The sequence below is a fragment of the Rhodococcus sp. IEGM 1351 genome, from assembly GCF_030056875.1.
Lineage (GTDB): Bacteria > Actinomycetota > Actinomycetes > Mycobacteriales > Mycobacteriaceae > Rhodococcus_F > Rhodococcus_F opacus.
This window is the reverse complement of sequence record NZ_JASHKU010000023.1, coordinates 83,369-101,618: the sequence shown is the minus strand read 5'-3', so window position 1 is coordinate 101,618 and position 18,250 is coordinate 83,369. Positions and strand designations below refer to the sequence as shown.

General features: G+C 67.9%; 15 protein-coding genes. 4 read left to right on the top strand and 11 right to left on the bottom strand.

Annotated features, from left to right (window positions below; all coding sequences use genetic code 11):
* Window positions 1-28: 28 nt before the first annotated feature.
* Window positions 29-1,138 carry a C45 family autoproteolytic acyltransferase/hydrolase gene (locus QM806_RS31660; RefSeq protein WP_133985866.1) on the bottom strand — a complete coding sequence of 370 codons (1,110 nt, stop codon included), beginning with the start codon at window positions 1,136-1,138 and terminating at the stop codon, window positions 29-31.
* Between the two features lie 59 nt (window positions 1,139-1,197).
* Window positions 1,198-2,625, bottom strand: a complete 1,428-nt coding sequence (locus QM806_RS31655; RefSeq protein WP_133985867.1) for a purine-cytosine permease family protein — start codon at window positions 2,623-2,625, stop codon at window positions 1,198-1,200.
* A 164-nt stretch (window positions 2,626-2,789) separates the two neighbouring features.
* Here QM806_RS31655 and QM806_RS31650 point away from each other — a divergent pair, with 164 nt between their 5' ends.
* Window positions 2,790-3,809, top strand: coding sequence for a LacI family DNA-binding transcriptional regulator (locus QM806_RS31650; RefSeq protein WP_283293988.1), 1,020 nt, complete (start codon window positions 2,790-2,792; stop codon window positions 3,807-3,809).
* Between the two features lie 179 nt (window positions 3,810-3,988).
* Window positions 3,989-7,252 carry a protein kinase domain-containing protein gene (locus tag QM806_RS31645; protein ID WP_120659989.1) on the top strand — a complete coding sequence of 1,088 codons (3,264 nt, stop codon included), beginning with the start codon at window positions 3,989-3,991 and terminating at the stop codon, window positions 7,250-7,252.
* Here the strand turns inward: QM806_RS31645 and QM806_RS31640 are convergent.
* The 9 genes from QM806_RS31640 to QM806_RS31600 all read right to left on the bottom strand — a co-directional run bounded on the left by QM806_RS31640 (window position 7,249) and on the right by QM806_RS31600 (window position 15,832).
* Window positions 7,249-8,484 (bottom strand): MFS transporter, encoded by a 1,236-nt coding sequence (locus QM806_RS31640; protein ID WP_283293987.1) that lies wholly within the window; start codon window positions 8,482-8,484, stop codon window positions 7,249-7,251. The genes QM806_RS31645 and QM806_RS31640 overlap by 4 nt on opposite strands.
* A 139-nt stretch (window positions 8,485-8,623) precedes the next feature.
* Window positions 8,624-8,842: a hypothetical protein gene (locus tag QM806_RS31635; protein ID WP_120659987.1), complete on the bottom strand. Its 219-nt coding sequence runs from the start codon at window positions 8,840-8,842 to the stop codon at window positions 8,624-8,626.
* Window positions 8,843-8,858: 16 nt separating this feature from the next.
* On the bottom strand, window positions 8,859-9,710 hold the full coding sequence (locus QM806_RS31630) for an amidohydrolase family protein (protein WP_120659986.1): 852 nt from the start codon (window positions 9,708-9,710) through the stop codon (window positions 8,859-8,861).
* A 31-nt stretch (window positions 9,711-9,741) separates the two neighbouring features.
* On the bottom strand, window positions 9,742-10,722 hold the full coding sequence (locus QM806_RS31625; RefSeq protein ID WP_120659985.1) for a substrate-binding domain-containing protein: 981 nt from the start codon (window positions 10,720-10,722) through the stop codon (window positions 9,742-9,744).
* 34 nt (window positions 10,723-10,756) lie between these two features.
* A complete protein-coding gene (locus tag QM806_RS31620) occupies window positions 10,757-11,638 on the bottom strand; it encodes a hypothetical protein (RefSeq protein ID WP_120659984.1) in 882 nt (293 codons plus the stop codon).
* Window positions 11,639-11,679: 41 nt separating this feature from the next.
* Window positions 11,680-13,332 carry a thiamine pyrophosphate-binding protein gene (locus QM806_RS31615; protein ID WP_283293986.1) on the bottom strand — a complete coding sequence of 551 codons (1,653 nt, stop codon included), beginning with the start codon at window positions 13,330-13,332 and terminating at the stop codon, window positions 11,680-11,682.
* Complete coding sequence (locus QM806_RS31610) at window positions 13,329-14,387, bottom strand: amidohydrolase family protein (RefSeq protein WP_167118113.1); 1,059 nt, start codon at window positions 14,385-14,387, stop codon at window positions 13,329-13,331. The genes QM806_RS31615 and QM806_RS31610 overlap by 4 nt, the downstream gene beginning before the upstream one ends.
* Window positions 14,388-14,418: 31 nt before the next feature.
* Window positions 14,419-15,273, bottom strand: coding sequence for an HpcH/HpaI aldolase family protein (locus QM806_RS31605; RefSeq protein WP_120659981.1), 855 nt, complete (start codon window positions 15,271-15,273; stop codon window positions 14,419-14,421).
* Window positions 15,257-15,832, bottom strand: a complete 576-nt coding sequence (locus QM806_RS31600; RefSeq protein ID WP_120659980.1) for an SRPBCC family protein — start codon at window positions 15,830-15,832, stop codon at window positions 15,257-15,259. The genes QM806_RS31605 and QM806_RS31600 overlap by 17 nt, the downstream gene beginning before the upstream one ends.
* Before the next feature lie 570 nt (window positions 15,833-16,402).
* Between QM806_RS31600 and QM806_RS31595 the strand changes: the two genes are divergently transcribed.
* The gene (locus tag QM806_RS31595) at window positions 16,403-17,308 is read left to right on the top strand and encodes a substrate-binding domain-containing protein (RefSeq protein ID WP_120659979.1); all 906 of its coding nucleotides are present in this window, start codon (window positions 16,403-16,405) and stop codon (window positions 17,306-17,308) included.
* Between the two features lie 51 nt (window positions 17,309-17,359).
* Complete coding sequence (locus QM806_RS31590; protein WP_120659978.1) at window positions 17,360-18,247, top strand: amidohydrolase family protein; 888 nt, start codon at window positions 17,360-17,362, stop codon at window positions 18,245-18,247.
* The last annotated feature ends 3 nt before the right edge of the window (window positions 18,248-18,250 follow it).

Sequence of the window (18,250 nt, the reverse complement as noted above, 5' to 3'; positions counted from 1 at the left end):
GCTCACGTACCCGGGACAGGCCGCGGGGTCACCCGCCGACGACGCAGGCGGCCTCGGTGGCGTCGAGCGTGGTCCACGACCTTCGGCGGGCGTCGATCGGTGTGCCGGCGAGGATGCGGGTACGGCGGTGCTCGGGTTCGAGCAGCACTGTCGCGAGGGTGGCCCAGCGCTGACCGAAGACCGCATCCGGGGCGGGGACGCAGCACACCTGGGGCTGCCCCGGATCGGAGTACAGGTACTCGACGAGGTGATCGGCCACGGTCGGCTCGGCGTACCGCTGCTGCCGGGAGGCGATCAGACCGTAGCGGTCCTGCGAGTCCGGCTCGTACAGACCGGTCTTCTCGCGGGCGGCGTTGGCCGGGTCGAGGAAGTGATTGGTGTGGGTGAGGAATCCGTCGCTCGGGCGGAGCGTCGCGACGCCGACGGGGCTGACCTCGGCACACGCGACGGTGCCGGGGTCGATCAGGGTCAGTGCGCCCGACGTCGCGATCGGTGCCGAGCGCAGCAACTCGAGGGCTTCGTCGACGGTTCCGGCTTCACCGAGGACGGCCGCCGACAGGACGTGCACGGGCACGCCGGCTGGTGCGTCGTCGCGGTGGCCGAGGATGTTGAAGAACACGCCGAGACCCGCGCTGTTCATCCCGATCTTGCCGAGGATGCCGTGCTCGGTCAGCCCCACGTAACTGTGGCGGGGGCCGCGCACCTGATGGGTGTGCCAGTACGGGTCCAGTTCCTCGTGCCAGTCCCAGGTTTGGATGCCGAACGGCGCCGACGGACGATCCGCGGGTGCGTAGGCGATGGTGGAGCACTCGCCGGGGCGGGCCGCGGTCGCCTGCGACAGGATCTCCGTCCGGCCGTTCAGCGCCATCACGTGCCAGGGCTCGAGCCCCGCGCCGGCAGCGATGCCCTCGATCTCCTCGAGGTACCGGGGTCCCCACGCCGCAAGGACATCCGCGAGGCGGTGCGCGCTGTCGCGGGTCCGGGGCTCGCTCACGCCGACCGTGTCGAACAGGCGCAGATACAGTTCCACGGACGCGGGTAGGTCGGTGCGCAGCTGCGTGCCGCGGGCGATGCCGCGTTCGCGGGGCCGGGTGTCGTCCACGCTGACGTGGGAGTGGACAGTACTGGTCTCGGTCATCGTCGTCCTCGTTGTGGTTCCGGTGTGAATAGTGCTGTGTACGCGCCGATCACAGTCGATCAGCGGGTTCGGTACGAGCGCATCAGCACGACGTACAGTGATGCGGAGACGATCAACCCGACCGGCAGCGACAGGTCCACGCCACCGACCGCGTTCGCGATCGGCCCGGTGTAGACGGGCGCGGCGACGCAGAGCGCGGCCGCGGCGATGCCGGTGAAGACGGCGGCCGTTCCCGCCCAGTTGATCCCACCGCTGTACCAGTAGGGGCTGCTGCTGGTTTCGTTGCCGAGCTCGATTCCGTCGTAGCGGTTGCGGCGCCACAGGACGTCGGCCACGTACACGGCCATGACGGGACCCATCACGGTCACGACGAGCTGCATCATGTTGCTGACGGTGTCGAGAAAGTTGGAGACGAGCAGGGCGTACAGCGTCATGGCCACACCCATCGAGCCGTCGAGCAGGACGCTGCGCGAGCGGCGCAGGCGCAGGCCCACCGACTGCAGGGCGAGCCCGGAGCTGTAGGCGGTCATCGCGTTGTTGGCGATCGTGCCGACGATGACGGCGAGCAGGAAGATCGGCGTGAACCACGCCGGGAGAATGGTCTCGAGTGCGATCTGCGGGTCGGCCATGTCGAGTCCGGTACCGGCGAGTGCACCGAGCGCGGTGAACAGCACGCTGGGGACGAACGCGCCGAGCGCCGTCCACACGGCGACCGAGACCGGCGAGGTGGTCGCAGGCAGGTAGCGGGCGAAGTCCGCGCTGTTGGTGTAGGACAGCGGGGCCGACGCCACGATCGACACACCCGCGGCCACCGTCGCCCACAGGCCGATTCCGTGGAGTGCCTCCGCCGGCTGGTAACCCCAGTCGGCGTTACCGAGGACGTACCCGGCCATCACCACGAAGATCAACGTCAGCACCAGGGCCAGCGGCTGGTAGAGCCGCACGATCGTGGCATGCCCGTACACGCCGATGGCCAGCGTGACGGCGGCGATCGCCAGGATGATGACGACCTTGACGGGGGTGGTCGCCTCGATCCCGAACCGTTCGACGAGCCTGAACGCCGTGTACGACGCGGCCGCCCAGTTCAGAGCCAGGTAGCAGACGCTGATGAACCAGCTGGTCACGAGGATGTTCACGCGGTTGCCTCGGATGCCGAAGATCGCCCGCGTGATCACCTCGCTGGGCGTGCCCGACGCAGGTCCGCTGGCGGCGACGATCCCGGTGAGGATCGAGAACAGGTTGCCGGCCACGATCACCGCCAACGCCTGCCAGAAGGACACGCCCATCAGGGTCAGTGCGCCGCCGACGACCAGGGCCAGGTAGCTCACGTTGGGCGCCGCCCACACCGCGAACAGGTCCCGGGCGCGCCCGTGCCGTTCGCTGTCGGGGATGAAGTCGATGCCGTGTGTCTCCACCCGCCCGGCGCGGTCGGCCGGCGGTGTTTCGCCGGGCGTCGCCACACGCGGGTCTGCTTTTGTCGATGCCATGGGGTCCTCCGGATAGATGAGCACGGATGTGCGGCTGGTGGGCGCAATCGCCGATCTGGCGTGACCCCGGTCACCGTACGGAACCAAATCGATTTGGGCAAGAGCGTCGCGAGGCAATTTGTAAATCGATTTGGTGCAGGTCGGGCTGTTGGTAGCCTGAGTGCGTGACGGAGAAGCGATCGAGGCCCACCATCGCCGACGTGGCACGGCACGCGGGGGTGTCGACCACAACGGTGTCGCACACGTTCAGCGGCAAAGGCGTCGTCGCCACCGCGACGCGTGAGCGTGTCCGCTCGGCCGCCAAGTCCCTCGGCTACCGACCGGACGTGGTGGCGAGGAGCCTGCGGAGCAACCGTCTCGGCGTGATCGCCCTCGTGCTTCGGCCACTGGAGACACTGGATTCGTCACTCCCCGAGGGCGTCGACTACTTCCTGCGGTTCGCCGGTTCGGCGGCTCTCGCCGCGATGGATTTCGGATACGGGCTCATGCTGGTGTCCGATCCGACGCGCGACGAGTCGCCCGCCGCCGCCCTCGCCTGCGACGGGTTCCTGATCACGGAACCCGTCACGAACGACCCCCTCATCGAGATGCTCCTCGGGGAGGGCGTGCCGTTTCTGTCCGTCGGGAAGGACCCGGCGAGGGCCGAGTACGACGCCTGGCTCGACACCGACACCGAACTCATGACGGACCGAGTGCTGCGGCACCTCGAGGACGCGGGGGCGACGCGAGTGGCTCTGGTTGCCGGAACCGATCCCAATTCGTGGAACCTGGGCGCCGAGGCCGCCTACCGCGCGTGGGCGGCGAATCGCGGTCAGGACGCTCTGGTCGCCATCCGGCCCGAGACCACCGGCGAGGCAGGCGGACGCGAAGCCGCGGACGAACTGTTCGACCGGAACGACCCACCGAATGCGGTGTACTGCCTCACCGGCAGGCACGCGGCGGGGGTGCTCGCGCGGGTCCGGGAACGAGGACTCGACGTCCCCGGCGACGTGCAGATCGTCGGCGGCTCCGACTCGGAGCACACGCGATCCGCCGTTCCCCCCATCACCTCGGTGGACCTGCAGCCCGAACACCTTGCCCGCGTAGCCGTCACACTGCTGGTCAACCGCCTCGACAACCTGGACCGGCCGGTCCCACCGGGGCACCTCCACGGACGCCTCGTCGTGCGGGGCTCCACCCGGTAGTCCCCGATGACGGCGTGCGTGTCCTCGCTGTGCTGGTCAGTGGCCCGCTCCGCTGGAGGGTTAGCGATATCCTCGGGAGGACGCCCTCGAGAGGTGAGTCCACGGTTATATTTGCGCTGGTCGTGCCGTCGGGGACCAGCCCGCAGCACCACGAGCCGACGGAGTGAGTAGACCGTCCGATGGGTGAAGGTGATCCGCTCGACACTCAGCGGTACCCGCCGTCCCCGGCCGCCGAACTTGGTGCATCCGGGTTCGACGATGTGCAGGAGATCGGCCGGGGCGGTTTCGGTGTGGTCTACCGCTGCACCCAGGCGGATCTGGATCGCACGGTGGCGGTGAAGGTGCTCACCGTCGAACTCGACGAGGAGAACCGGGCCCGCTTCTTCCGGGAGCAGCGGGCGATGGGCCGGCTGACCGGGCACCCGAACATCGTCAACATTCTGCAGGTCGGTGCCACCGACAGCGGACTCCCATACATCGTGATGCCGTACCACTCGCAGGATTCCCTCGACGTGCGGATCAGCCGCCGCGGTCCGCTGCTGTTGGGCGAGGCGTTGAGGCTCGGGATGAAGATCGCAGGCGCCCTGGAGTCGGCGCACCGTCTGGGTGTCCTGCATCGGGACGTCAAACCCGCGAACATCCTGCTCACCGATTACGGCGAGCCGGAGTTGGCCGATTTCGGTATCGCGCACATCAGCGGCGGCTTCGAGACGGCCACCGGTGCCGTGACCGGGTCGCCGGCGTATACCGCGCCGGAGGTGCTCGCAGGGGACCCACCGGCTCCGGCGGCCGACGTCTACGGACTCGGCGCCACCCTGTTCAGCGCCCTCACCGGGCATGCCGCGTTCGAACGTCGCAGCGGTGAGCAGGTCGTCGCCCAATTCCTACGGATCACCACGCAGAAGATGCCGGATCTGCGTGAGCACGGGATTCCCGACGACGTGTCCGCGGTGATCGCCCGGGCGATGTCCCGCGAGCCCGGTCAGCGCCCGGCCACTGCCGCCGACTTCGGGCAGGAACTGCGAACCCTGCAACGCGCCCACGGCTTCCCGGTCGACGAGATGCCCCTACGAGCCGAACCCGGCACACAGGGCAACGACCGAAGGAGCCCGGACGTACGACCGGGGCGCACAGGTACCTCCAGTCCGGGCGCGACGGGGAATCTTCCGCTGGAACTAACCAGTTTCGTCGGCCGCCGGCACGAGCTCACCGAGGCGAAGAACCTGCTGGCCGGATCCCGGCTGGTGACGTTGACCGGGATCGGGGGTGTCGGCAAGACCCGGCTGGCGATGCGGATCGCGTCGGCTGTGCAGCGCGAGTATGCGGACGGGGTACGACTCGTCGAGTTGGGCGAACTGCGAGACGAGTCGTCGCTGATCGACGCCGTCGCGGGCGCACTGGGATTGCGGGACCACTCGGCGAGGCCGCTGCGGGAGGTGCTGATCGAGTTCCTTGCACCGCGACAGGTGTTGTTGATCTTCGACAATTGCGAGCACCTGGTGGACGCGGTCGCCGAACTCGCCGGCCCCCTGTTGTACACCTGTCCGCGGTTGCGGATTCTGGCCACCAGCCGCGAACCCTTGGGCCTCGGTGGGGAGGTGGTGCTGCGGGTCCCCCCGCTGGCCGTCCCGGATCCCGAGCGCAAGCCCTCGCTGCGCGGGTTGCCCAAATACGATGCGGTGTCGTTGTTCGTCGAGCGTGGCGCTGCCGCGGTTCCGGGGTTCGCGCTCACCGAGGAGAACGCGGCGGCCGTGGCGGGAATCTGTCACCGGCTCGACGGGTTGCCGCTGCCGATCGAGTTGGCCGCGGCGCGATTGCGGGCGATGTCGCCCGAGCAGATCCTCGAGCGACTGACCGACCGCTACGCCCTGCTGACCCGCGGCAGCCGGGGTGCGCCGACTCGGCAGCAGACCCTGCGGTTGTGCATCGACTGGAGCTTCGAGTTGTGCACCGCCGGTGAGCAACTGGTGTGGGGACGGGTGGCGGTGTTCGCGGGAAGCTTCGAACTCGATGCCGCGGAGCGGGTGTGCGGCGAGGGCCTTGGCCCGGGCGAGTTGCTCGACACGCTGACGTCGTTGGTGGAGAAGTCGATCCTGATCCGGGAGGAGTACGGGTCGGTAGTGCGGTTCCGGATTCTCGAGACCCTCCGCGAGTACGGCTACGAGAAACTCGAGCAGACCGGTGAGGCTGTGGCGTTGCGTCGACGGCACCGGGACTGGTACGAGGCGTTGGCGCTCGATGCGGAGGCCGAGTGGATCAGCGCCCGCCAACTCGACTGGATCGCCCGGCTGAAGCGGGAACAGCCGAACCTCCGGGAGGCCCTCGAATTCGGCATCGACGACGACCCCGCCGCCGGCCTGCGCACCGCCGCCGCACTCCGCTGGTTCTGGACATCCCAAGGCCTCTACAACGAGGGCCGGCGCTGGCTGGACCACCTGTTGGCTCGTTACCCCGTCGAACCGACCGTCGACCGGATCAAGGCGCTCTACTGCGCCAGCGTGATGGCCGACGTACAAGGGGATCTCGAGTCCGGGGCCGCGCTCGTGGCGGAGGCGCGGACCCTCACCGCGGGTACGAGCGATCCGTTGATGCGCGCTCTCGTCGCCGACGCCGACGGCACGCTGGCGCTCTACAACGGTGATCTCGAACGGGCCCGCTCTCGCCTCGACACCGCGCTCGCGGAGTTCCGCGAACGTGGGGAACGCACACTCGAAACCAGCGCCCTGTACCTGTTGGGGACGACCTATGGACTGTCCGGCTCGACGGAGCAGGCTGTCGAAAGCCTCGAGCGTGTTCTCGCAATCACGGAAATGCACGGCGAGAAGGTGTATCGATCGCATTCGCTGTGGGCCCTGGGAATTGCGGTGTGGCAGCAGGGTGACGCCGATCGGGCGATCCGGCTTCTCGACCAATCGCTGGAGCTGACCCGGCAAGTGCACAGCCCCCGCTTCGCCGCTGCCTGCCTCGAGGCGCTGGCCTGGATCACGTGCGAGCGGCGCGACGCCGCCCGGGCCGCAGTGCTGATGGGAGCCGCGGAGGGATTGGCGCGATCGGTGGGCAGTGCTGTGGTCATACATTCCAATCTTCTCGTATACCAACAGAACTGCGACCAGGAAGCGCGGAAGCGGCTCGGAGGCGCAGTATTCGAGGAGGCCCACCGCAAGGGCCGAAGCCTGAACTTCGATGCGGCAATCGCCTACGCCCTCCACGAGCAACAGTCCGGCACCTCCACACCCGCCACCAACGCGTCGACGCGACTGACCAAGCGGGAACGCCAAGTCGCCGACCTCATCGCCGAAGGTCTCACCAACCAGGCCATCGCCGACCGCCTGGTGATCTCACCCCGCACCGCGCAGGGGCACGTGGAGCACATTCTGGCCAAACTCGGCTTCACCTCCCGGACGCAGGTCGCGGCCTGGGTCGTGGAGCAGGCGCACGACTAGGTAGTAGGTAGGGTTCGACTGTCGCGGTTTCTCAGACGCGGTGCTGCGATGGCTGCGGCGATGAGGCAGGCGATGGCACCGAGGAGTAGTCCTGCGCGGCCGCCCCATTGCTGACATACCCATCCGACGATGGGCCCGCCTACGGCTGTGGATCCGATGAACGCCATGCCGAACAGGGCCATCACTCGTCCGCGTGTGGTCGCCGCGGCGGCGAGTTGCAGCGTGCTGTTGGTTGTGGAGGTGAAGGCGACGCTGCATGCTCCCACACAGGCCATGACTACGAGCATGACCCACAGATTAGGGGCGAGGGCGGCGACGAGGAGGAGGGCTCCGAAGGCGGTTGCTGTGAGAACGAGCGGGCGGGTTCCGGTGCGGCCCCAGGCTGCGACTGCGAGTCCGCTCACCACGGATCCTGCGCCCATCGCCGCGGTGATGAAGCCGTATGCGCCCGGTCCGGCGTCGAGGGTCTGGTCGGCGATCACGGGCAGGACCACCGGGAACTCGAGGGCGAAACAGCCGATCATGGCCATCATGGTCAACGGTACGGCCAGCTGAGGGGAGCGTCGGACGTACGTGAGTCCTTCGCGGAGCTGACCGCGGGCCCGGGCCGTGGGTGGTGACGGCTTCAGCTGTCCGACGTCGAGGGCGAGTAGGGAGGCGACGACCGCCACGAAACTCGCAGCGTTGAGGAGGAAGCACAGACCGACACCGCCGGCGGCGATGACGAGTCCGGCGGCGGCGGGCCCGATCATCCGGGCGGTGGAATTGAGCACCGATTGCAGGCTGACGGCGTTGCGAAGGTGATCGGCCTCGACCATCTCGAGCAGAAACGACTGGCGTGTCGGGTTTTCAAAGCACTGGTTCAGGCCGAGGACGAGCGCGAGAACGTAGACGTGCCAGAGCTGGACTGCTCCGGTGACGGTGAGGACACCCAGGATCAGTGCCTGCACACCCATCAGTGTGTGCAGGGCAATCATCAGGCGCCGCTTGTCGAGTCGATCGGCAACGACTCCTCCATACGGAGCGACGAGGAGCATGGGCACGGTCTGCAACGCCATCACCACACCGATCGCGGTGGCGGAGTCGGAGAGCTCGAGGACGAGCCACGATTGGGCGATGGTTTGCATCCACTTGCCGGCTTGGGAAATTGCCTGACCGGTGATGTAACGGCGGAAGTTGGTGCTGGCGAGGGAAGCGAAGGTTTGCCCGCGGAGGCCGGAGAGAATGGTCATCGGCCCACCCCGGGGCGGGGTTCTGGTTGGTCGTTGCTCGTGGTGATCACCTCTGCTGGGGAAGTAGCGTGGAAATGCGTGCCGTCCGCCGGATTTCGGGGGACATCGGCAGCGGACGGCACGCACGTGGGGGCACGACCTAGATCAGCTCGATCACCGTGCCGAGATCGTGAAGGTTCTCGTCCGACGAATACTCCTCCGCCTCGAGACCGACGCGTGCAATGCGGGATATCGCCATTCCCTCGGCCAGCGCGAAGGCAACCGGGGCAGCTGCAGTGGCAGAGACGAGGGCAACACAAGAATCGAACACACGGCGCGCGATACCGATTGTGCTGTCGGATCGTTGCAGAATATCCATTGTTTCCTCCCAGTCCCTATGCGGTCAGGCTGGGATACAGCCGTCGCGCCGTGCCCGCGAAGATTTCCCGGCGTTCGGGCTCGGGCACGTCGGCCAGCACCTCCTGGGCGAGGGCGACGAGTTCGGGCAGCGACTGTTCCGCGGCGGGCAGGTTGGAGCCCCACGCGATCCGGTTCGCTCCGAACGCTGCGAGCACCGGGTCGAGGAAACCGGAGGCCTTTGCGCCTACGTCGTGGAGGCGTTCGAGGTTGCGGTGGGTCAGCTTGAGGTGCAGGCCGGGATGGATGGCCAGCTTTGCCACCTGTTCGCCGGCGTCGGTGGGCGAGGCCGCGATGTCGGGGTAACCCATGTGGTCGAGCAACACGCGGACCGAGGGGAACCTGCGCAGCAGTTGGTGCACTTGCTCTGTCGCAGGCCCGAGCCGCATCTGCAGGCACACGGTGACGCCGAGCTCGGTGGCCTTGTCCCAGAAGGGATACGTCTCCGGCGCGGCGAACCACTCGCCCTGGGTGGGTACCGTGCTGCCGCTGGTGAACAACCGCACCCCGGCGAGGCCACCGTTGCCGGCCACCGCCGCGAGGTTGTCGGCCGCGTCGGGCCGCAACGGGTCCACCGTGCCGACCGCGATGAACCGGTCCGGTCGCTGCGCCCGGCTGTCGAGTACATAGGAGTTGTCGTAGCCGTAGGCGGTCGTGGCCTGCACCAGCACGGCCTGACCGATCCCGGCTTCGTCCATGCGCTCGATCATGCCGTCTGCGGTGACCGGCCGGGTGGTAGCCCAGCCGGACTGGGTCCCGCCGATCGGGCCCCGGGGGTAGCGGGTCACGTCGTCGGTGATGATGTGGCAGTGGGTGTCGACGATGTCCATGGTCTGGACCTTTCTCGGTTGGTGGGCCGGCTCAGGCGTCCGGGTAGTCGCCCTTGGCGAACAGAAGGGCGGGATCGGCGGAGAAGTCCGGATCGAGCAGGCCCTGGTCCCGCGAGAACTTCACGAGCGCTCGCACGCTCGCGTCGTTGGCGTTCAGGCCGTAGGGGATCGGGTCGGTCCGGATCTGGTTGGCCTGCTTGCCCAGCCGCGGCAGCGCGGACCACTGCGGATCGGCCTCGGTCTGACGACGTTTGCTCTCGGCGAACGCGGCGTAGAGCGCGGTGGGTAACCCGGGATCGCTGTCGACGAGGTCGCGGCGGAGTGCGATCACCGAGTGCAGCGGGTAGATCCCGGTGCGCAGGTACCAGTCAGTGGCGAGCACCTCGTGGTCGGGGAACAGCGGGTACGGCCCGTCGTCGCCCGCGGGTTGCTCGGCCGTCGCGGACCATCCCGCCCGCGGCGCCCCGGCCCGTCCGGTGCCGGCGTTGCCGCTGAACGCGGCGTCGATCTCGTCGGCACGCAGCAACTCGCCGAGTGATCGGCCGTCGGTGACGCGCTCGACGTTCGCCGGGGCGCGGCCTTCGATGTGGTCGTCGTCGTCCACGACCCACGTGACCGTGTCGATGTCGAGGTCGTATTCGTCGCGCAGGATGCCGCGCATCCACACCCCGGTGGTCACCGTGTAGGCGCGGACACCGATCCGCTTGCCCTTCAGGTCGGCGGGGAAGCGAATCCCGGATGCCGAACCACACTGCACGTCGGCGTGGTGGAAGCGTCGGTTGAGGAAGACGGGGATCCCGGTGAGCGGAACCCCGGCCTGCAGCGCCATCAGGTAGGAGGTCGGCGCGAGTTCGCACACGTCGAATTCGAGGTCGCGGATCATCCGCCGGTAGGCGCCGATGATCGGGCTGACCTCGACGGGTTCGACTGTGTAGCCGTCCACTGCGACGTCGCCACCCAGCAACGCCTGCGCGTGCGGGTAGTCCCCGAGTGCGACCGAAAGCGTATTCATGTTCAGCCTTTCGTGTTCAGAAGGAGCGAGTAGTTCAGCCGCCGAGCCGCGACGCGGTGACGCCGAGCGCGGCGCAGGTGCGGTCGACGAGTTCGTCGAACTCGACCCGGCGCGGCAGCAGCCCCTGCTCGTAGGCGTAGCGGGAAGCGTCGGTGACGGGCCCGCGCAGACCGTCGAACCCGACGGGGCTCAGGTCCACCGGACCCGCCGTGGGGCCGTCGGCCGCAGTGGCCGCGGCCAATGCGTCGTACACCGCGAGCACGGCCTTCGGGTCCTCGTTCGCCGCCGCCGCGCTGAACCCGACCACGTGGTTGATGGGAGCGAATCCCTTGCGCGCGGCCCATTCGGCCGCGACCGCGAGCGCGTGGGGAATGGCGGTGCGGATCCGGTCGTCGGAGGGCAGTTCGTTACCCATGATCCCGTAGTCGAGCCGGCCTTCGAGGAAGTCGGCCTGCAATGTGGCGCCTTCGGATGCGCGCGTGACCCATGCCGGATCGGTGGCGCCGTTGACGTGTCCGCCTTCGTATGTCTGCCAGTTGATTTCGGTCAGATCGATGCCGTACTGCTCGCTGAGGAATCCGCGCAGCCATACCCCGGTGGTCTGGCTCCACGAGCGCACGCCGATGCTCTTGCCGCGCACGTCGTCGACGCTCAGTTCGCCCATGGTCACCAGGGTTTGGTGCTGGTAGCGGCCGAGCATGGTGACCGGCAGCAGCGCTACCGGCTTGTCGTGGGCGGCGGCCTGCAGCAGTGTCACCACGGCCAGCTCGCAGACGTCCGCCGCTGCGTCGTTCACGAAACCGCGTGACGCCTTGTGCACGGGCCGCACGTCGACACGTTCGGGTGTGGCACCGGCGGCTGCGGCCCCCTCGACGGCCGCGGCAGCGAGGTCGTCCCGGCCCAGTACGATCTTCATTTCCGGCTCCTCTTGTCGTTGGTGGTCAACACTGTCCGCGGTCACACGTCGTCGCCGTATTGGATGCGCCGATAGGGCACGCTGAGCACGTCGCGGGTGATGCGGACGTCGATGACGGTCGGCCGCGGGTTGCGGACGTATTCGGCCAGCGCGGCGCGCAATTCGTCGGTTGTGCGGACTGTCGCGCCGCCGCCGCCGAGGGCCTGGCCCACCGTGCCCAATTCGGGGGTGGGGATTACGGCGAGCTCGGGATCGAGGCCCTTGGCCTTCGCCTTGTGGTACTCGGCGCCGAGGGCTTGGTCGTTCATGACGACGACGAGCACCGGTAGCCAGTAGCGGCAGGCGGTCTCGAACTCCGGCAGGTGCATCAGGAAACTCGCGTCGCCTTCGACCACGAACGTCGGCTTGCCGCCGTTGGCGACGACGGTGCCGATGGTCAGCAGCGGGGCCTGACCGATGGCGCCGAACATGCCGTAGTTCGAGGTGATCTCGCGGGAGCGCTGGAAGAGCATCGTGCCGAAGTCGGTCTGGTGTCCGCTGCCGAGCACCAGCCCGATCTCGCCGGGAAGTTCGGTGTCGAGCACCGAGATCGCCTCGCGCGGGTCGAGCAGGCCAGGCTCACTGCGGAACTCGGCGGGGTCGATCAGCGGGGCCGTGAGCCGGCTGTGCACCTCGGGTGTGTGGAAGCCTTCCACCTCGATACCGCGGACCCCCAGCGCGCCTGTCAGGGCGTCGAGGGCGGTGACCGCGTCGGCCTGCATGTAGCAGTCGGCGACCTGACCGTTGCCCATCACCAGGTGTGGCGCGGTGTCGATCTGGATGAACTTCGCTTCCGGGAACAGGTATCCGCTCTCGATGGTGTAGTGGTTGAGGCTCGCGCCCACCGACACCACACAGTCGGCCTCCTGCAGCAACTCCATTGCGAGCCTGCTGCCGAACAGGCCCGCGATCCCCACGTGGTACTCGGTTTCGGCGCTCAGCCAGTTCTTGGCCTGCAGCGTGGTGGCGAGTAGGGCGCCGGTGCGACGCTGGAGTGCGAGGACTTGCTCGCCCGCCTCCGCGTTGCGGGCGCCTCGTCCGGCGACGATCACGACTCGTTTGCTCGCCCCGATGATTTCGCACGCCTGCTGGATCTGGGTCGGGTGCGGCAGCAGCTTGGGGGTGTGGAGCAGCTCGGTGGACGGGACGTACGGCATGTCGTCCTCGAACTCCTGCAGCTGCACGTCGAAGGGTGCGCTGATCATCACCGGCCGGGATTGGGTGCGGGCCAGGTAGAAGGCGCGCTGCACCACTTCTGCGGCCGACTCGGCCTTGGTCACCTGGAGGAATTCGCACTCGATCGCGGCGGCGAACCGTTGCTGGTCGAGGTACTGGACGGCGCCGGTGTCACCCAAAGGCGTCTCCCCGCAGAACGCGACCAGCGGGATGCGTGCCCGGCTCGCCACGATCATCGACGTTGCCAGCTGCGCGGTACCGGGGCCGCTGGTCGTCGTCACGACGCCGGGCCGGCCGGATGCGCGGGCGTACCCGTGCGCCATGCTCAGTCCCGCACCCTCGTGGCGCACCTCGTACAGGCGCGTTCCGCGACTGGCCAGCGCGTTTATCCAGTGCATGTTGGCGTCGCCCATCATGCCGAACACATCCGTGGTGCCTTCGGCGGTGAATGCTGCTGCGAGCGCTTCGTAGACCTTCACCGCGCGATCTCCTTTTGCTTGTCGTGGTTGGCAACGCGGCTCGCCAGGCGCGGGAACACCTTCAGCGCATTGCCGCCGTAGATCGCCTGCCTGTCGTCGTCGCTGATGGAGTCGATGGAGTCCAGCAGCGCCTTGGTGTCGTCGAAGCGGTGCCCGGTTTCCGGGTCGACCCCGCGGACGGCGCCGATCATCTCGGAGGCGAAGAGCACGTTCTCGGCGGGGATGATGTCGGTAAGCAGTTCGAGGCCTCGTTTGTGGTAGACGCAGGTGTCGAAGAAAACGTTGTGCAGCAACGATTCCTGCAGGGGTGGCCGGCCCTGGTCCTGCATCATCCCGCGGTAGCGGCCCCAGTGATAGGGGACCGCGCCACCGCCGTGCGGCAGGATCAGCCGCAGCGTCGGGAAGTCGGTGAACAGGTCCGACTGGCACAGCTGCATGAAGGCCGCGGTGTCGCCGTTGAGGTAGTGCGCGCAGGTGCCCTGGATGGCGGGGTTGCGTGACATCGCGACGTGGACCATCGCGGGCACGTCCAGCTCCACCATCTTCTCGTAGAGCGGGTAGTAGATCCGGTCGGTCAGCGGCGGCGCCTGCCAGTACCCGTCGGACGGGTCCGGGTTGAGCAGGCAGCCGACGAATCCGAGTTCCTCGACGCAGCGCTCGAGTTCTTCGGACGACAGGCGGATGGAGGAGGCCAGAGCGTCACCGGGCGACTGCGGGAGCTGGCACACCGCGGCGAAACGGTCCGGGAACAGGCCGCACACCCGGGCGATGAGGTCGTTGCTGACCTGCGACCAGACCAGGCTGGTCTGCTCGTCGCCGTAGTGGTGGGCCATCTTTCCCGCGCCGGGGGAAAAGAGTGTGAGGTCGGTGCCGCGTTCGAGCTGGAGCTTGAGCTGGCCCTGTTCGATCGCGGCCTTGATCTCGTCGTCGCCGATGTGCAACTCGTCGGGGGAAACTCGCGCGCCCGAATCCTCGAACGCCTTGATCTGGCGCTCGCGCCACTGTCCGAGCGCGGGTGGCGCGGTGGTGAAGTGGCCGTGACAGTCGATGATCATGAAGGTTTTTCTCCAGGTGAGGTGTTCGGGGTCAGGAGCGACCGGTGAGTTTGCGGCCCAGTTCCAGGCCGGGATAGCTGCGTACCGGCGCGGACATGAGGAAGCGGTAGCCCTCGTCGAGCACCTGCTCGACGTTGCTCGGGGTCACGTGCGGGTGGCCGACCACGACTCCGTGTTCGTGACAGATCTTCACGATCCGGCTCCTGGCCTCGACCATCAACGGGTGGTCCAGCTGGCGGGGCACGCCCAGTTCCTGGCTGAGATCGCCCTCACCGATGAGGATGAGACCGATGCCGGGCACCTCGTCGAGGATCGCCGGAAGGTTCTCGATCCCGAGCTGATCCTCGATCTGGATCACGACGAGGATCTCGCCGTCCGGGGCGAGCGGCCACACGTCGGCCTTGGCGTAATACTCGTCGTTCGACAGACCCCAGTAACGGGCGGCGGCCGCCGGCGCGTCGCCCCGCACACCCGCCGGCTCGAACCGGTCCGCGCCGGGCAGCCGCGGGTAACGGCACGCCGCGACCGCGTTGCGCGCCTCCTCGACCCGGCTGATGTGCGGCCACACGATTCCGTACGCTCCGAGGTCGAGCGCCTGCTTCGCGTGCCACTGCCCCTGTTCGGCACCGTTGACGGGCACGCGGACGAGGGGCGTGGGCGACGGGGCGAGCGTACCGGCTTCGAAGATCCGTCGCCGGTTGAGCAGATACTGCAAGCTGTCCCGCAACGTCGTTGCATCCCAAGGCTTGTGCTCGGACTCGAACACCAGACCGTCGTAGTCGGACGTCGCGAAGTCGAGCGCCGCGGCCGGTTCAGGCGCCGCAAACGCCGCGAAGGCGTGCTGCCCCGATTCCAGGGCACCGATCACGCTATTGAGTCTTGCCACTTGCCACTCCGATCTGCTCGCTCTGTCGCTTGTGAATGGTCCTGTGCCACCAGGCGCGTACGCGTGCCCACAGGGTGGGCCGGCCGGGCGCCGTCGTGACCACTGTGTCGCCGGCGCACCGGCGTACCAGCTCGTCTGTGAACTCCTGGGTCATCCGGGAAACCACAGCCCCGGCGCCCGCCTCGATCAGCGACGCGAGCTTGCCCGCGAGGCTCACCTCACCGGCCACATGTACTCGGGCTCCGCCGGCCGCGTGGTCTTCGGTGATCCGGAAGGTGGCGTGCGCGGTGAACCGGGTCGCGCCCTGCCCGTCCCGTCCGCGGGCAGACAGTCGTCCCTCCCGCTCGGGTTCATCGAGGTCGAGCGACATCCGGGCACCGAACCGGACCCGGATCGCGCTGAACTTCACGACCAGCGTGCCGTCGAAGGAGCCGTCGTCGTGGAACTGGCCGAGTTCGGCGCCGTTGATGCACGACACCACCTCCGTGGGGTCGGAAATGACCTCCCACACCCGTTCCGGGGGTGCGGGTACGGCGATCTCTTCGTCGATCTTTATCACAACTGTGTCCTCGCTTGGCGATCTGGAACAGCCTCCACAAATCGTTGTGGAGCTTGGGAACTCGCGAGACTCGATCAGCGAGCTGATGTCACGGGCGCCCCGCTGGTGGCGGAGTGCAGGCCGGCCGCCCAGTTGCGTTGGCGTCATCCGAGTCTCCTGGCGACGCGGCCTCAGATTGTTTAACAAGTTTCTCTCGCACAGAGTAGCAGCGCGGCGTAGTTGTCTGCAAGAACATGTATAAATCTCTAGTTTCGGCGTTACGCCCGGCGCAGCCAGCAAATCTTGTACAACAATCTGCGTGAACGAGTGGCTCGGCGGACCGTGGGAGCGGTGCGCCCGGTGGAAACCGCGGTCGCAGAGTAAGTCGTCGGAGCTCCCCGGGCGCCGTTCGGGCAAAATTGTTAGACGATCCATGTCGCGAGGCCTTGTGTTGGGCCCGTCACACGCGTAAATTGGGCGAAACCGTAAGACAATATTGGTGGTCCGCCCGTCGGTTGAGGATCAGCATCAGTGCACCGGCACCGTGCACGCACTCTCCCCCGGACTCGGACGCAACAGAGGAGTCGTTTCATGACCCAAACCTTGTCCATCGCGGCGAAGTCCTACCCGCACACCGCGTTCCTCACCGACCCCGGCTTCACCGTCGCAGGGCGCGCCGTCGAGCTCGCGGCGGCGGATCCGATCTACAAGGCATTCGCCCCCATGGTGCGCGAACTCCGCTACGACGTCAGCGAATTGGCCATCGCCACCTTCCTGCAGGCTCGTGAAGCCGGTGCCCCGATCGCACTCCTGCCGGTGGTATTGAGTGGCGACTTCCATCACCACTCGCTCACCCGCTGGCCCGGTTCGGCCGAAATCAACCCGGCAGATCTGGCAGGGCGGCGGGTCGGCGTCCGGGCGTACAGCCAGACCACCGGGCTGTGGGTCCGCGGCATCCTGCACGAGGAGTTCGGCGTCGACGCCAAGGAAGTCACCTGGGTCACCACCGAAGAGCCGCACGTCGCCAGCTACGTCGAGCCGCCGAACGTCGAACGCATGACCGGCAAGGTGCTCGACGTGCTCGAGCGCGGCGACGTGGTGGCCGCTGTTCTCGGTCCGCCGGCGCTCGACGGCGCGCAGGGACCGCTGGTCCCGATCATCCCGAATTGGCGGGAGGCAGAGGAGGCGTGGGGCGCCCGGCACCAGACCGTGCCGATCAACCACATGCTCACCGTCCGGAAGGACCTCCTCGAAGCCGAGCCGCGGACGGTGTCAGCGCTCTACCAGGCTTTCGGCGCCGAGATCGAGGCGCGCAAGGCAGCCGATACCGCGCCCGGACCCCGCGTACGCGCCCTCCGGTTCGGGGTGACCGACGAGCTCGTCGCCGGTCTGCAGATCGCGATCGACTACGCCTTGCAGCAGAACGTCATCCGCACGCCGGTGACAGTGGCCGAACTCCTCGACGATTTCACCCGGCACCTCGGCGAGCTTGCATGAACGCACCCCGCCCGCACGCCCGCCCCGCCACCTACCAGCCGTGAGGTATTGATGTTCACCGTCGACACACACACCCACATCATCTCGCCCGACACCGATTCCTATCCCGCAGACCCTCTCGGCGGCCACCGCTCCACCTGGTCCCAGGAACGGCCCACCGACATCGACGGTCTCCTGCGCGCGGCTGACGCCGCCGCCGTCGACCACCTCGTCGTCGTCCAGGCCTCCACGGTCTACGGATTCGACAACAGCTACGTCGCCGACCAGCTCACCCGGCACGCCGACCGCATCAGCGGGGTCTGCTCGGTGGACTTCCTCTCCCCGAAGGTGGTCGACGACCTCCACCACTGGATCGACGAGCGGGGCTTCTCGGGAGTCCGCATCCGCGCCGCCGACGGGACGACGGCCGTCCCGACGCCCGGCCGCGGCCTCGACGACGAGCGCATGGCGCCGGTCTGGCAGTTCCTGTCCGATCGCCGGGTGCCGGTCTGCATCCAGATGCACGCCAAGCACGCGCCCATCCTCGCCGGACTCCTCCAGCAATACCCGGGACTGACCGCGATCCTCGACCACGCGGGCCGGCCCCAGCTGGACGACGCCGCGCCGTACCCGAGCACCGACGGAGTGCCCCAGCTCGAGGAGACCGGCCGGGTCTTCATCAAGCTCACGCCGCCGGCCGTCCTGCGTGCGCAGCGCGAGAGCGGATCCGCGGCACCGGTGGTCCGCAAGCTGATCGAGAAGTTCGGCGCAGCCAACGTCATGTGGGGTTCGAATTTCCCCGCCTCGGCCGGATCGTTGTCCGAACTTCACGACCTCATCAAGACGCAACTGCCCTCGCTCGACGACACGCAGCTGGAACTGATCGCCGGCGGCACCGCCGGCCGGCTGTACGGGCTCACCCCTGCCGGCGCCGTTATCCCCGGCGCAAAGGAATGTTGATTG

What these genes read in the sequence shown, in the direction of transcription:
- QM806_RS31610 (WP_167118113.1), bottom strand. Translation starts at nt 14,387, where the DNA reads ATGATCATCGACTGTCACGGCCACTTCACCACCGCGCCACCCGCGCTC.
- QM806_RS31620 (WP_120659984.1), bottom strand. Translation starts at nt 11,638, where the DNA reads ATGAAGATCGTACTGGGCCGGGACGACCTCGCTGCCGCGGCCGTCGAG.
- QM806_RS31635 (WP_120659987.1), bottom strand. Translation starts at nt 8,842, where the DNA reads ATGGATATTCTGCAACGATCCGACAGCACAATCGGTATCGCGCGCCGT.
- QM806_RS31595 (WP_120659979.1), top strand. Translation starts at nt 16,403, where the DNA reads ATGACCCAAACCTTGTCCATCGCGGCGAAGTCCTACCCGCACACCGCG.
- QM806_RS31645 (WP_120659989.1), top strand. Translation starts at nt 3,989, where the DNA reads ATGGGTGAAGGTGATCCGCTCGACACTCAGCGGTACCCGCCGTCCCCG.
- QM806_RS31640 (WP_283293987.1), bottom strand. Translation starts at nt 8,484, where the DNA reads ATGACCATTCTCTCCGGCCTCCGCGGGCAAACCTTCGCTTCCCTCGCC.
- QM806_RS31660 (WP_133985866.1), bottom strand. Translation starts at nt 1,138, where the DNA reads ATGACCGAGACCAGTACTGTCCACTCCCACGTCAGCGTGGACGACACC.
- QM806_RS31625 (WP_120659985.1), bottom strand. Translation starts at nt 10,722, where the DNA reads ATGAATACGCTTTCGGTCGCACTCGGGGACTACCCGCACGCGCAGGCG.
- QM806_RS31590 (WP_120659978.1), top strand. Translation starts at nt 17,360, where the DNA reads ATGTTCACCGTCGACACACACACCCACATCATCTCGCCCGACACCGAT.
- QM806_RS31630 (WP_120659986.1), bottom strand. Translation starts at nt 9,710, where the DNA reads ATGGACATCGTCGACACCCACTGCCACATCATCACCGACGACGTGACC.
- QM806_RS31655 (WP_133985867.1), bottom strand. Translation starts at nt 2,625, where the DNA reads ATGGCATCGACAAAAGCAGACCCGCGTGTGGCGACGCCCGGCGAAACA.